The 13,415-nt window shown below is 43.6% G+C and carries 14 protein-coding genes; all 14 read right to left on the reverse strand.

All coding sequences use genetic code 11. The annotated features are described in order from the left end of the window. Nucleotides 1–131 precede the first annotated feature (131 nt). The 14 genes from JOC78_RS03125 to JOC78_RS03190 all read right to left on the reverse strand — a co-directional run bounded on the left by JOC78_RS03125 (nt 132) and on the right by JOC78_RS03190 (nt 13,390). On the reverse strand, nt 132–1,115 hold the full coding sequence (locus JOC78_RS03125) for a zinc-binding dehydrogenase (protein ID WP_204552938.1): 984 nt from the start codon (nt 1,113–1,115) through the stop codon (nt 132–134). A gap of 14 nt (nt 1,116–1,129) precedes the next feature. Next, nucleotides 1,130–1,903 carry an enoyl-CoA hydratase/isomerase family protein gene (locus tag JOC78_RS03130; protein ID WP_204552939.1) on the reverse strand — a complete coding sequence of 258 codons (774 nt, stop codon included), beginning with the start codon at nt 1,901–1,903 and terminating at the stop codon, nt 1,130–1,132. Nucleotides 1,904–1,987: 84 nt separating this feature from the next. After that, nucleotides 1,988–3,754 (reverse strand): acyl-CoA dehydrogenase family protein, encoded by a 1,767-nt coding sequence (locus tag JOC78_RS03135; protein WP_204552940.1) that lies wholly within the window; start codon nt 3,752–3,754, stop codon nt 1,988–1,990. Continuing rightward, a complete protein-coding gene (locus JOC78_RS03140; protein ID WP_204552941.1) occupies nt 3,755–4,816 on the reverse strand; it encodes a phosphotransferase family protein in 1,062 nt (353 codons plus the stop codon). A 19-nt stretch (nt 4,817–4,835) separates the two neighbouring features. Further along, complete coding sequence (locus JOC78_RS03145; RefSeq protein WP_204552942.1) at nt 4,836–5,243, reverse strand: acyl-CoA thioesterase; 408 nt, start codon at nt 5,241–5,243, stop codon at nt 4,836–4,838. Nucleotides 5,244–5,255: 12 nt separating this feature from the next. After that, nucleotides 5,256–6,032 (reverse strand): enoyl-CoA hydratase, encoded by a 777-nt coding sequence (locus tag JOC78_RS03150; RefSeq protein WP_204552943.1) that lies wholly within the window; start codon nt 6,030–6,032, stop codon nt 5,256–5,258. After that, nucleotides 6,029–6,913: a 3-hydroxyacyl-CoA dehydrogenase family protein gene (locus JOC78_RS03155; protein WP_204552944.1), complete on the reverse strand. Its 885-nt coding sequence runs from the start codon at nt 6,911–6,913 to the stop codon at nt 6,029–6,031. The genes JOC78_RS03150 and JOC78_RS03155 overlap by 4 nt, the downstream gene beginning before the upstream one ends. A 71-nt stretch (nt 6,914–6,984) precedes the next feature. Beyond that, nucleotides 6,985–7,554, reverse strand: a complete 570-nt coding sequence (locus tag JOC78_RS03160; protein WP_204552945.1) for a TetR/AcrR family transcriptional regulator — start codon at nt 7,552–7,554, stop codon at nt 6,985–6,987. Nucleotides 7,555–7,628: 74 nt separating this feature from the next. After that, entirely contained in the window at nt 7,629–9,245 is a 1,617-nt protein-coding gene (locus JOC78_RS03165; RefSeq protein ID WP_204552946.1) for a long-chain-fatty-acid--CoA ligase, read from the reverse strand. A 50-nt stretch (nt 9,246–9,295) separates the two neighbouring features. Further along, nucleotides 9,296–10,069 carry an SDR family oxidoreductase gene (locus tag JOC78_RS03170; RefSeq protein WP_204552947.1) on the reverse strand — a complete coding sequence of 258 codons (774 nt, stop codon included), beginning with the start codon at nt 10,067–10,069 and terminating at the stop codon, nt 9,296–9,298. Next, nucleotides 10,060–11,301 (reverse strand): acyl-CoA dehydrogenase family protein, encoded by a 1,242-nt coding sequence (locus JOC78_RS03175; protein WP_204552948.1) that lies wholly within the window; start codon nt 11,299–11,301, stop codon nt 10,060–10,062. Before JOC78_RS03175 ends, JOC78_RS03170 begins: the two co-directional genes overlap by 10 nt. Before the next feature lie 345 nt (nt 11,302–11,646). Then, a complete protein-coding gene (locus JOC78_RS03180) occupies nt 11,647–12,261 on the reverse strand; it encodes a PH domain-containing protein (protein ID WP_204552949.1) in 615 nt (204 codons plus the stop codon). Between the two features lie 63 nt (nt 12,262–12,324). Continuing rightward, on the reverse strand, nt 12,325–13,008 hold the full coding sequence (locus tag JOC78_RS03185; protein WP_204552951.1) for an LrgB family protein: 684 nt from the start codon (nt 13,006–13,008) through the stop codon (nt 12,325–12,327). Further along, nucleotides 12,986–13,390, reverse strand: a complete 405-nt coding sequence (locus JOC78_RS03190; protein WP_204552953.1) for a CidA/LrgA family protein — start codon at nt 13,388–13,390, stop codon at nt 12,986–12,988. The genes JOC78_RS03185 and JOC78_RS03190 overlap by 23 nt, the downstream gene beginning before the upstream one ends. Nucleotides 13,391–13,415: the final 25 nt, after the last annotated feature.

Genomic DNA, 13,415 nt, shown 5'->3' on the forward strand with positions numbered 1-13,415 from the left:
ACCAACTTTATCCTACCATGAAGTGAGGATTTTTTTATACCTCGCTTGAAGCTCTTTAGAACCCCCGGCATAGCCAGGGGTTTTCAAAACCATAATTAGAAAAACCGGGTGCTCTTTGGCACCCGGTTTTCTCATGGCAGTAAAATCAATTTTCCGCTAGTTTTCCTATCCTGAAGCATGCGATGAACATCTGCCGCTTCATCTAGTTTAAATGTTCCGCCAATAATCACTTTTAATCTTCCCTCACTTACATACCCTAACAGTTCTTGCAAGCTTTGCTGAAAAAGCTTTGGCTTTTCCATGATCTGAGGCAAGAAAAATCCTGAAATGGTTTGATTTTTTGCCATCAGCCGAGCCGGATTGATGCGGACCTGCTCACCGCTCGCATTTCCGTATAGAATGATTCTTCCAAATGGTGCAAGCACGTTTAGAGACTCATAAAAAACTGCTCCTCCCGCCATTTCCAATACCACGTCTGCTCCTCTGCCATCTGTTAGATCCATGACTTGTTCGCTCCAGTTTTCTTCCGTATAGTTCACCGTTTCGTCCGCTCCCAGTGATCGGGCCAGTGCCAGTTTCTCTTCTGTACTTGCCGTTGCAATCACTTTTCCAGCCCCAAACAGTTTCGCTAATTGAACGGCGATGGTTCCTACACCGCCAGCCGCAGCATGGACAAGCACCGTTTCACCGGCTTGTAGTTGTCCCATCGTTTTTAAAATATGATACGCGCTCAACCCTTGAAGCGGTAGAGAAACAGCTTGTTGCATATCCATTCCCTTTGGAAGCCGGATCAGCCCCCTCGAATCAGCCAGCGTGTATTCGGCATAGCCCGTCGAACGCTTCGAGCCAATTAATGTGACCACTTTTGTGCCGACTTCAATCCCTTCCACTTCATCACCAATTTCCACGACTTCTCCTGCTACTTCCGCTCCTGGAACAAACGGCAGCGGAGTTGGGATCACGTACTGTCCTTCCCTTCTAGCCGTATCTGCGTAGTTCACACCAATGGCTTCAATCTTTATCAGTACGTCTTTCTTTCTCGCAACCGGTTTTTCTAACTGAACGACTTGAAGCACTTCCGGACCTCCGTATTGTTCAAGCTGAATGGCTTTCACGTTGCACTCCTCCTTTATTTTCCTGAAAAAACAGGCTGCCTTTTTTCTTTGAACGCTGCTACGCCTTCTGAATGATCGGCCGATTCCACCATCAGCATTTGCGTCAGCCGCTCTCGCTCCAACACTTGATCTAGCGACAGCAAATATGAGTCATGAAGAATTTTCTTCATCTTCCCATACGCCTTTAAAGGACCTTTCGCTAAGCGTTCAGCAAAAGCTTGGACTTCTATTTCTAATTCGTTGAGCGGACAAATTATGTTCACGATTCCATATTCTTCTGCCTCTTTAGCCGTTAAAGGCTTTGCCAAAAATAACAGCTCTTTTGTTTTTTGAAGTCCAAGAAGTTTCGGCAGGAAGTATAGTCCCCCTCCGTCTGAAATTAATCCGACTTGTGCAAAGCTTAAAACGAACTGGCTATCTTCTGCCGCAACGATAAAGTCACACGCAAGAGCTAAATTAAAACCGGCACCTGCCGCAAATCCATGGACACAGGCGACAACCGGCTTCTCTGACTCTTGAATCGCTACTATACATTGGTTCAGTTCCCCGATGTGTTCGTACACATCATTTGCAGAAGCTGTTCCCATCGACTTAACGTCGCCTCCAGCTGTAAATGCGCGTCCGGCTCCTTTTAATACAATCACTTTCACCTCATGATCCGTTTTCGCTCGTTTGATCTGATCCGTCAATCCCGTTATCATATCAGCACTGAATGCGTTCAGGCTTTCCGGACGATTTAGTGTGAGGATAAGCAGTCCGTCTTTTCTTTCAATCAATAAATCTCCCATTTCTTTTCCTCCTCATATGATTGATGCTATGCCTATCCGGTTTATACCGCCAGCGTCAGCAAATAGCTTTATCCGATCCATCCATTAAATTGCGTATTTTGCCGATTTAATCATAGCATCCGCTATTTTTCGATTTCTTTCATTGGCTTTTTCGGATTGCAGCAAAATCGTCCAGTCAGAGACTAAACGAAGCCATTCTTTCCGCTCATTTCCACTATATATTTCGTTAATAAGAGCCAAAGCGTGCTTTTGAACTTGTTCCCAAGATCGGTCAATGGCTAATTGTGTTAAAGCCTTTTTCAAATCTAAATTGCTTCCTTTTTGCTGAATCACTTTTTCTGTTCTAAGGACAGCTGATTCCATCGCGTACAGTTCAATGGCTATATTCGCTAGATTCATAAGCATTTCTTGCTCTTGAATCAGTTTGTCACCATGTAATTGATGGCAGGCACCGAGCAGCAGCTGGAAAAATTGACGAGCCGCATTTACTGCTGAGTGACCTCTATGATCTAAAGAAATATCAGCCGGAAGCTTACGGATTTCCGCTTGAGCCACATTTAATACAGCTGATAAATCCATCTCGCCTTTAGCTATTTTTCTTAATAGCTGTGTTGGCAGCAGCAATCGGTTAATTTCATTCGTGCCTTCAAAAATGCGGTTAATCCGAGAATCCCGGTACACTTGTTCAATAACATAATCATAGATAAATCCCGCTCCGCCATGAAGTTGCAGCGAATCATCTGCTATTTGATCAAGAGTTTCAGAGCCATATACTTTGCATACCGAACATTCGATGGCATATTCTGATAGTTTCTCAGCCACTGCTTTCTGATCGGTTCCTGTTGAAAGATTTCCCAATGTTTCTTCTAAAAGTCCTGCACTCCTATACTGCATGGATTCAGAAGCATAGATTCTCGCAGCCATATTCGCGAACTTTTCTTTAGACGCAGGGAAATGTGCGACCGGCGTTTGGAACTGCTTTCGTTCTGTCGCATATTTGATACCTAGCTCCATCGCGTACTTAGCGGCTCCCATGCAAGCAGAGCCAAGATTAAAACGTCCGAGATTGAGTACATTTAACGCAATCACATGACCTTTCCCAACCTCGCCTAAGACATTTTCTGCCGGTACAAGACAGTCTTCATAAAAAACCGGACAAGTAGATGAACCTTTAATGCCCATCTTTTTCTCTTCAGGTCCAATCTGCAAGCCGGAGAAATCTTTCTCTACGATGAAGGCGGTAAAATGCCTGCCATCTACTTTTGCGTACGTAATAAAGGTGTCAGAAAAAGCAGCATTGGTAATATATTGTTTGGCCCCATTCAATATATAATGAGTGCCGGCTTCATTCAGCACCGCTGTCGTTTGTGCATTCAAAGCATCAGAACCCGCTTCTGGCTCAGTCAGACAATAGGCGCCAATATATTCACCGGACGCGAGTTTTGGCAAGTAGGTTCGTTTTTGCTGTTCGGTTCCAAAATAAGTGATTGGAAGGGTTGCGATACAGGTATGGTTAGAGTGCGCAACTCCATATCCGCTTGTTGGTCCTACCATTTCTCCAACGAGACCTTTCGTGACTTTATCGAGTCCTAATCCACCGTATTCTTCAGGAATGCTGTGTGCCAATAACCCAAGCTCACCCGCTTTTCGCATAAGTTTTGCCACTAGCTCAAAATCTTGATTTTCGATTTCTTTTCTAAGCGGCCGAACCTCTTTTTCAATAAATTGCCGGGCTGTATTTGCGATTAACTGATGTTCATTGGTCAAATCTTCTGGAGTAAAAATCAGCTTAGGATCTGTTTCTCTCAATAAAAATTCTCCGCCTCTATTCGCTGCTCGAATTCCCGCCATTTATTTCCCTCCTAATTTAGCCGTTGTCCACGAATGTTCGATTAAAGCTTCCGCAAATTCCCCAAATTTTCTAAAGCGCGAATCATTTGTCTGTCCTTTTTTATACCGATAATAAATTTGCTGGCAGATGACAGCCAATTTAAAGTAAGCAAACGTCAAGTAATAATGAATGCCAGAAACATCCCTGCCGCTTTTTTGAGCATACCTTTGGATAAATTCATTTCTAGTAAAAAAACCGGATTTTGTGGTGATCGGCGGCTTGCCAAATCCCATCTTTAATATGTCAGGATCATTTTCCTCCACCCAATAACTCATGGCAGCACCTACATCTGCCAGCGGATCACCAATGGTTGCCATCTCCCAGTCAAACAAACCAGTCATATGCGACAAATCGTCTGAAAAAAGGGCATTATTGAATTTATAGTCATAGTGAATGACTGTCGCGTCTTGAGAAATTGGAATATGGGAAATGAGCCATTTTTTCAACTCAGGAAAAGCTTTGACTTCATCTGTTTGAGCTCTGTCAAAGCGCCCAATCCATCCGTGCACTTGCCTTTCCATAAATCCCACAGGCTTTGAGATTTCTTCCAGCTTACTCCCTCTGTAATCCACATGATGAAGCTTCACTAACGTATCCAACATCTGTTCCGACAACCGAATTCCAGCTTCCTCCGTCACTTCCATGCCATTCGGAAGTTCACTTTCCAATAACACCCCATATTTTCGTTCCATTAATAAGAACGGCTTTCCGGCAATGGATTCATCCGGGCAATAATACAGCGGCTTCGGAGCTAGAGGAAACTGGTCATAAAGCGAAGCCAGCACATGAAATTCCCGCTCCATGTCATGTGCCTTAGCCGCAACTTTTCCGAGCGGCGCTCTTCTTAAAACCGCTTCCCAGCTGCCGATCGTCAGTTCATAGGTTAAATTGGATGCACCGGCTCCAAACTGCTTCACCATTAAAGAACTTTCCGGCAAATTCGGTATGGTTTGGCGAAGATGGGATTCAAGGCGGGAAAGATTCAGCTCTTCGCCTTTTCTGACGGGAATTAACTGCGGCATCTTTTTGTCTCCTTTCCTTTTAAGAAGCAGTCTCTATAAAATTGCTTTTTAATTGAGTCTTTACTTCTTCTGGAATCGCCACACTTTGCTGATTCTCGAAATCAAAATAAACCATTGTTGCCGTACCTTTGGCGATCAATTGATCCGTTTTCGTATCAACAATTTCATGGCCAAGGGTAAAGCTTTTATTTCCAATCCGGGTCACAAATGTTTTAATAGTTAACTCCTGCTTAAAGTAGCCTTGTGCAACAAAGTCACAATCTACATTGGCTAAAATAAATTCCCAGTTTCCGATGTCCATTCCTGCCCCCATCGCTTCCATAAATTGAATGCGGGCATCCTCTAAGTAAATGAAATAGCTGACATTATTGATGTGCCCAATTGCATCTGTTTCACAGAAACGCACTCTCACTAAAGTTTCATGCATGTTTTAAACCTCCTATTTATGATTGAATACGGGTTTTCTTTTTTCGATAAATGCTTGAACCCCTTCCTGAATATCACCCGTTTGAAAAATGTCATAAAACAATTTTGCTTCAAGCTCTATGCCGTCTTCAAGGGATTCGTTTAAACCTTCATCAACCGCCTGTTTGATCCGGCTTAACGACTGCAGTGAATAGCTGTTCATTTTTTTGGCAAGCTTTTTAGCCTCAGCGAGACCTTCTCCACTAGGGACGACTCTATTCACTAATTGAATCTCTTTCGCTTCCTCAGCGCTTATCGGTTCTCCAAGAAACATTAATTCTTTCGCTTTTGACGGGCCGATCAGTCTCGGCAGCCTTTGTGTTCCACCGCCGCCTGGAAACAATCCTAGTTTAATTTCCGGCAAGCCTATTTGGGCATGCTCTTCTGCGAGGCGAATATCAGCAGTCAATGCCAGTTCGCAGCCGCCGCCAAATGTCATTCCGTTGAGTACGGCAATCACCGGTTTAGGAATGGCAGACAGCTGGTGAAAGATTCGATGAGTCCGTTTGATATGAGATTCCATATCGGGATTTCCGATCATTTGTGGAAATTCTTTAATGTCCGCTCCAGCCATGAATGCTTTTTGACCTGCCCCAGTTAAAATAATGACCGTTATCCGCCAGTCTTTTTCTAATTCTTCATAAATTTCCGATAATTCTTTCGCTACTTGTTTGCTAAATACATTCAGTGGCGGATTATTTATGGTCACTATGGCAATGCCGTTCTCTCTTTCAACGGTTACGACACTCATGCTTTCACCCCGTCTTTTTCATACGTGTAGAAACCCTGTCCAGTTTTTCTTCCGAGTTGTCCGGCATTCATTTTTTCTTCCATGCAGCGAGGAGGTTTGTCAGCCGGATTACCGGATTCTTCATATTGCTGCTGCATCACATAGTAGCCGACGTCGATTCCGGATAAATCCATTAACTCAAATGGACCGATCGGATGATTCAACGCTTTTTTTACGATCAAATCTATATCAGCAAAATCCGCATAGCCATTTTCATACAAGTAGACCGCTTCTTTTTGCAATGCACCAAGAATTCGATTGGCAATAAATCCCGAAATTTCTTTATGAAGCAAGACTGCCGTTCGATTCATTTTTTTGCACACATCCATCGTCACTTGAGCTGTTTCTTCACTCGTTTCATCGCTTTTAACGACTTCCACACAATCCATCACTAGCGGAGGGAAGAAAAAGTGCATGTTCACGACTTGCTCCGGACGGTTAGTGGCGGAGGCAATCAACGAATTGACAATCGTTGATGAATTGGATGCGAGTATCGCGTGCGCAGGCGCTAATTGATCGAGCTTAGCAAAGACGTCGCGCTTCACTTCTAGCTTTTCTGTCACCGCTTCAATGATAAAGTCACTGTCTTTCACAGCTTCTTTCAAGTCTTGAGAAAATGACAATCTCGAAAAGGCCTCATCATAAGCTTTCTGATTGATTTTCTTTTTTGCTACCCATTTATTCATAATGGCTGTCAGCTTTTCTTTAGCTTTGACAAGAAATTCTTGATTCACATCATAAAGTACGGTTTGAAAACCGCCTAAAGCGGATAACATGGCAATCTGATGTCCCATTTGCCCAGCGCCAATGACCGTTATTCTCTTGATCTCGTCTATATTCATCTACATTTCCTCCTTGTGAAAGAAGTGAAAAATGAATGTCACAGCACTCATTTTCCACTAACCTGCTTTCATTACGTTTGATTCTTCATTCCATCTGTCAGCATGCTTGAAAAGATCTCCGCCACTTCTCGATCAGATACTTCCCCTTCTGGCTGAAACCAAAAATAGCTCCAATTCGCCATGCCAAGGATGCCAAAGGTCACTATATCAGCTGGTAAGTCGCTCCGGAACTCTCCGGCCTCCATACCGGCTTCAACTACCTTCTGAATGTTGTAGCGAAACTGATCACGCAGCGGCATAATCCGATCTAAATGTTCATTTGTTAAATGACGAATTTCTCGAAAAAACACTTTTGCTCGAAACCCTTCTTTATCAATGTCACGAATTAAACCAAATATGATTTGTTTAAGTTTCTGATGGTTTGAACAAGCATGGTCGTTTATGATAGCTTCTTGCTGATCCAGCAGCCTTTCAATATATTGAAGATGAATTTCCATCAACAGCTGCTCTTTGCTTTTGAAATAATAATAGAAGGTTCCTTTCGTCACATTTAACTCATTCATAATGTCTTGAATGGAGGTTTCTTTAAAACCTTTTTCGGCGAATAGCTCGATGCTCTGATCGATGATTGCTTCTTTCATCTCGATAATCCTCTCTGTCTCTTCATTCAACTGAAAAAATTATATCATACGAACAGGAGCGCATTCGGACTATCTTATTTCGCAGTCGGAGCTGATTCCTCCCTCAGCGCTCTTCTTAAAATCTTTCCGACACTTGTTTTCGGGAGTTCCTGGCGAAATTCCACAACGGTCGGCACTTTATAGGCAGACATATGCTCGCGGCAATAAGTGATAATCTCCTCTTCATCTGCTTCTTTCCCTGCTTTTAAAACTAGGACAGCTTTTACTGTTTCTCCCCGATATTCATCCGGTATGCCAATGACGACTGCTTCCTGAACGGCCGGGTGCTCATAAAGAATTTCTTCCACATCACGGGGATAAATATTGAAGCCGCCGGCAATGATCATATCTTTCTTTCGGTCGACGATGGATAAATAGCCGTCTTCATCTAAACTGCCAATGTCACCTGTATAAAGCCAGCCTTCTTTTAATGTGACCTCGGTTTCTTCAGGCTGATGCCAATATCCTTTCATCACTTGAGGGCCTCTAATAATCACCTCACCAAGCTGCCCAGGTTCCACGTCTTCTGTTCCAGCACCTAAATCCACCACCCGGCATTCCGTCCCAGGCAATGCCATGCCGACTGTTCCGGCTTTCCGTTCTGTAAACGGGTTATTGCAATGGGTCACGGGCGATGCTTCTGATAATCCATAGCCTTCTAGCACTTTCGCTCCTGTTTTCCGTTCAAATTCGTTCATTAATTCAACCGGCATAGGGGCACTTCCACTATTGCAGATGCGGATCGAGCTGATGTTGTAATTTTCAGCTTGGGGGTGATTTGTGATCGCGACATACATCGTCGGCACACCCGGAAAGATCGTCGGCTGTTCTTTCTTAATGACCGCCAATACTTCCTCGAGGTCGAACCTTGGCAAGAGAATCATTTCATTGCCTGAGTAGATGGATAGATTCATGCAGGAAGTCATACCAAACACATGGAAAAGCGGGATGACCGACAAGCACTTTTCATGTCCATCTTTTATATCATTTTTAAAAATTTCATGTGATTGAACGACATTGGCTAAAATGTTGAAATGCGTCAGCATGGCCCCTTTGGAACGGCCAGTGGTTCCGCCAGTATATTGAAGAACGGCCAAGTCTTCTTTAGGCTGTATCTCAATGGGAGTGTAACTTTGACTAAGAGTGAGAAATTGCGGAAATGTGCAGTCTGGATTTTGCGGTGTGAATTCTGCTTGGAGACTGACAGTGATCGCTGATTCTATGTTCGTTTCTTTTCGTATCGATTGAAGCTTCGGATACAGTGCATCGAAAATAATCATCGCCTTTGAACCGCTGTCTTTTAAAATATAGGAGAGCTCTCTTTCAACGAGCATAGGATTAATTTGTGTAACGATCGCTCCCGCTTGCAAAATTCCGTAATAAACAATAGCGTATTGCGGACAGTTCGGGAGCATGATGGCCACTCGATCCCCTTTTTCAATGCCTATTTGCTGCAGGCCGCTGGCAAATCCAAAGACCGCTTTTTGCAGTTCGGCATAGGTCATTTTATGGCCGTAAAAGTTGGTTGCCGGATGGTCGCCAAACCGTTTGACTGTTTCATGAAGCATGTCCTGAAGCGAGAGGTTAGGTATGTTTAAATCATGGGAGTAGCCAGTTGGGTAGTGAGAAAAATAAGTTTGTTTATTTTCCATTTTAATCTCCCTTTCTTTATGCCAGAATCCTGGCTTTACTCATCATTTAATTACATCGCATGCGTGCCGCCATCAACAATAATCGTATCTCCAGTGATAAAGTCCGACGCTTTTGACGCTAGAAAGACGGCTGTCCCTTTTAAATCACTGTTAGATCCGAAGCGTTTGAGCGGTGTCGTGTTAAGAAAATGATCTTTCCCCTTTTCAATAATAACTTTGGACATTTTTGTTGGGAAAAAGCCTGGAGCTACCGCATTCACTTGAATGTTATGCTGTCCCCACTTGACAGCCAAATCTTTTGTAAATGTGAGAACGGCGCCTTTGCTCGTATTGTATCCAATGGTGTCCATATATTCGGGATCGGTTCCTACAAGTCCAGCAATGGAGGCGATATTAATGATTTTTCCAGACTGCTGTTTAATCATTTGCTTGCCGACTGCCTGAGACATAAGAAACGTTCCTGTTACATTGACATCCATCACCTTTTGCCAGGCGGATAGAGGCATATCCACAGCAGGCGCTCCCCATGTTGCTCCGCTGTTATTGACTAAAATATCGATCTGGCCAAACTCCTCAAGAATCTTTTCGACTGCCTGTTCGATGTCTTCCGGATTCGTCAGATCACAGGCAAGGGCGAATGTCTTTACCCCGAGACTCGCCAGCCGTTCTGCTACCGCTTCACAGTTCTCAGCGTTCCTAGAACAAATCGCAATGTTAGCACCAGCTTCAGCCAGTGCTTCCGCCATTTGCTCTCCTAATCCTCTTCCGCCTCCAGTGACAATGGCTGTTTTACCTGTAAGATCAAATATTTCCTTTACATGCATGGCTGCTTTCCTCCTTCTTGACGAATCTGCTGACGTTTTAACTCCAAGCGAGCCAGCTGCGCTTTGTGGACTTCATCCGGTCCATCTGCAAGCCGAAGCGTCCGCGCATTCGCCCAATGTGCAGCAAGCGTCGTATCATCGCTGACTCCGGCTCCCCCGTACGCTTGAATGGCACGGTCAATCACCCTTAAAGCCATCCGTGGGGCAACGACTTTAATCATGGCGATTTCTTGTTTGGCTTCTTTATTGCCTACCGTATCCATCATATAAGCGGCTTTAAGCGTAAGCAGTCGAGCCTGTTCAATTTCGATTCGCGATTCAGAGATCCATTCTTGAACGACTCCTTGTTTTGCTAGTGGCTTTCCGAAGGCTTCTCGATTTTGAACACGCTTACATAAATCTTCAAGCGCTCGCTCTGCTGCGCCTATTAATCTCATACAATGATGAATTCTGCCAGGGCCTAGCCTTCCTTGAGCAATTGCAAATCCTTTACCTTCTCCTAGTATCATATTTTCCTTGGGGACACGCACTTGATTAAACGTGATTTCCGCATGTCCATGAGGCGCGTGATCATAGCCAAATACCGGAAGCATTCGTTCAATCTTGACTCCTGAGGTATCCAGCGGAACTAAAATCATCGACTGTCTCTCATATTTAGGTCCATCTGGATTGCTTTGACCCATCACGATCGCAATTTGACAGCGGGGATCTCCAGCACCTGATGACCACCATTTGCGCCCATTGACAATATATTCATCATTCTCTAGAACAATACTAGTTTCAATGTTTGTGGCATCGCTTGAAGCGACATCTGGCTCCGTCATGGAAAAACAAGACCTGATTTCACCCGCAAGCATCGGTTTCAGCCACTTCTCTTTTTGCTCCTCTGTCCCATAGCGCACGAGCACTTCCATATTGCCAGTATCTGGTGCAGCGCAGTTAAACACTTCAGGACCAATCATGCTTCTCCCCATCATTTCACAAAGCGGTGCATATTCCAGGTTCGTCAATCCTGCCCCGTACTCGCTTTCTGGCAAAAATAAATTCCATAGACCCGCTTTTTTTGCTTTTTCCTTCATCTCTTCCATGATCGGAGGAATGCGACTCCATCTGGAGGACGATTCATTCAGCTGCTGTTCATATAATCTTTCATTTGGGTAGACGTGATCTTCCATAAACTCATTCAATCGATTCTGGTATTCCACTACCTTATCAGAATAGGAAAAATTCATTTTTATCCCCCTACTAACCGGTTGGTATGTTTACTGTTATAATATTACAGGAGGCAAAAAAATAATTCAACCTATTAGATTTAATTTTCTGAATTTTTATTTTTCGTGAGTGATTTGATTGAGTTTCCGTACACGCTGTGAGATTTTTGATAGATTGGCGACTCGCCGATAGAACTTTAAAAAGCGCCGATAGAACTTCAGGATCCGCCGTTAGAATCCTGAAAGCCGCCGTTAGAACTTCAGAATCCGCCGTTAGAATCCCGGAAGCCGCCGTTAGAAAGAAAATTGACAGGTTTATGCGGGCGAAAAAGCCCGCTTTTCTTGAGCGGGCTTCTGTTCATCTAATTAATTATTAATATATTTCTCAAATACGCTTCCAAAATCTTTTGTATGGTACTGATCACGCACAGATGAGAGCCATTGGAAACCAGTATCCATCAATTCTTTATAAGTAGCTGCCAGCTGCTTCTCCTCTGTTCTTGTATAATGCAAAATACTGGCTGCTTTCTCTGCGCTTTGCGACGCCATATCAATATAGATGGCATTGTCATGAGTGATTTCAGCGATTCTGAGCAAAGACTTATATAAATCTTTCAATTGTTCAATCTGATCTTTTCTGACATCAATATCAAATGGAATATCACCGAGTCTAAATTTAATTTCTACATCCATATCAATTTTACCGGCTGTTTCGAGCACGACATTTGAAATTTTGTTTTGGGAATACGGATAGCGCATTAACGTTCTTTTCGAAGAAACGGCATTGACGCCATCGACATGGATTACTGCTAAATTAGTAAAACAGTATTCATCGGATTTGGTTTTAATTAAGAAATAGATTTTTTCGTTATCTTCATGCATCACATAATCATCAGCATCCGTCTTATCATAATCTGCCGGGCTGATAATCGTTCCAATATCTGAAAGACCTAATGCGTCAGAAGCAAACTTTTTAAACATATCCTTCTTCCTCCTTGTTATGTATCACTTTATCGTACTCTTTTAATTCTATATAACTAGCCGCTAAAATAGAAGCGGGAACAGCCAAGGCAATATAAATGAAGTGATGATTGCTGCAAATCCCATAGCGGCTCCTGATACGGCTCCTTGCAAAGGACCTTCCATCGCTGCCTGGGACGTGCCGATTCCATGTGCGACTGTACCGATTGCCAGTCCTCGGGAAAATGGGTCTGTTACTTTTAAGAGTGTCAGCAGTGCCGGTCCCAGCATGGCTCCAAACATTCCTGCTACCATGACAAACGCAGCAGATAAGGCAGGATCACCGCCGATAATTTTTGCCGCTTCGATGGCTACCGGCGTTGTAACTGATTTCGTGCCTGCTGAAGCCGCAATGACTTTTGATAAGCCGAAAAGTTTAACTAGCCAAACAGCAGAAACAATGGTTGAAACCGTCCCGATAATTAAGCCAAGCGACGCTGGCATCAGTTTAGATAACAGCACTTCCCGGTTATGGTAAAGCGGCACCGCTAAGGCAACGGTTGCCGGTCCAAGCAGGTAAGTCATCAAGTCTTTGGCAGGTGTATACTCCTCATAAGTGATGTCTCCCATTAAAAGAATGATGATAATAATAGCTGTGCTGAAAAATACCGGTGTCGTCAGCGGCGATGGAAATCTTTTCGCCATGACACGCGAGAATAAGTAAACAGAAAGCGTAATCAGGAGACTAAATAATGTGATGCCGTTCATGCTTAGATTCTCCTTTCTCTTTACTGTTCGCTTTTTTTGCAAGGATTTGGGTAATGCCGCCAGTGACAGCTAAACCGAGAATCGAGCTGCCAAATAGAACAGCCGCTAAGCTCCATCCTGACTCTGCGATTAATCCTCCATACGTCATCAGCCCCACCGCAATCGGTACAAAGAAAAACGCTAAATGCTTGTTTAAAAAAGCGGCCCCCTGTTCAATCCATGATAGTTTAATAACGTTCGTGATTAATAATAAGAACAAGATCATCATGCCTAGCACATTGCCGGGCATTGGGATACTGAAAAAGTTCACGATGAAGTAGCTGATCTCATTAATCACCCATAAGATAAAAATTTGTCCAATAAAAATTATTCCGTTTTTCATAGATGCCTCCTTTGCTGCACTTCTA

Source organism: Bacillus ectoiniformans (genome assembly GCF_016908875.1).
Lineage (GTDB): Bacteria > Bacillota > Bacilli > Bacillales > Domibacillaceae > Bacillus_BX > Bacillus_BX ectoiniformans.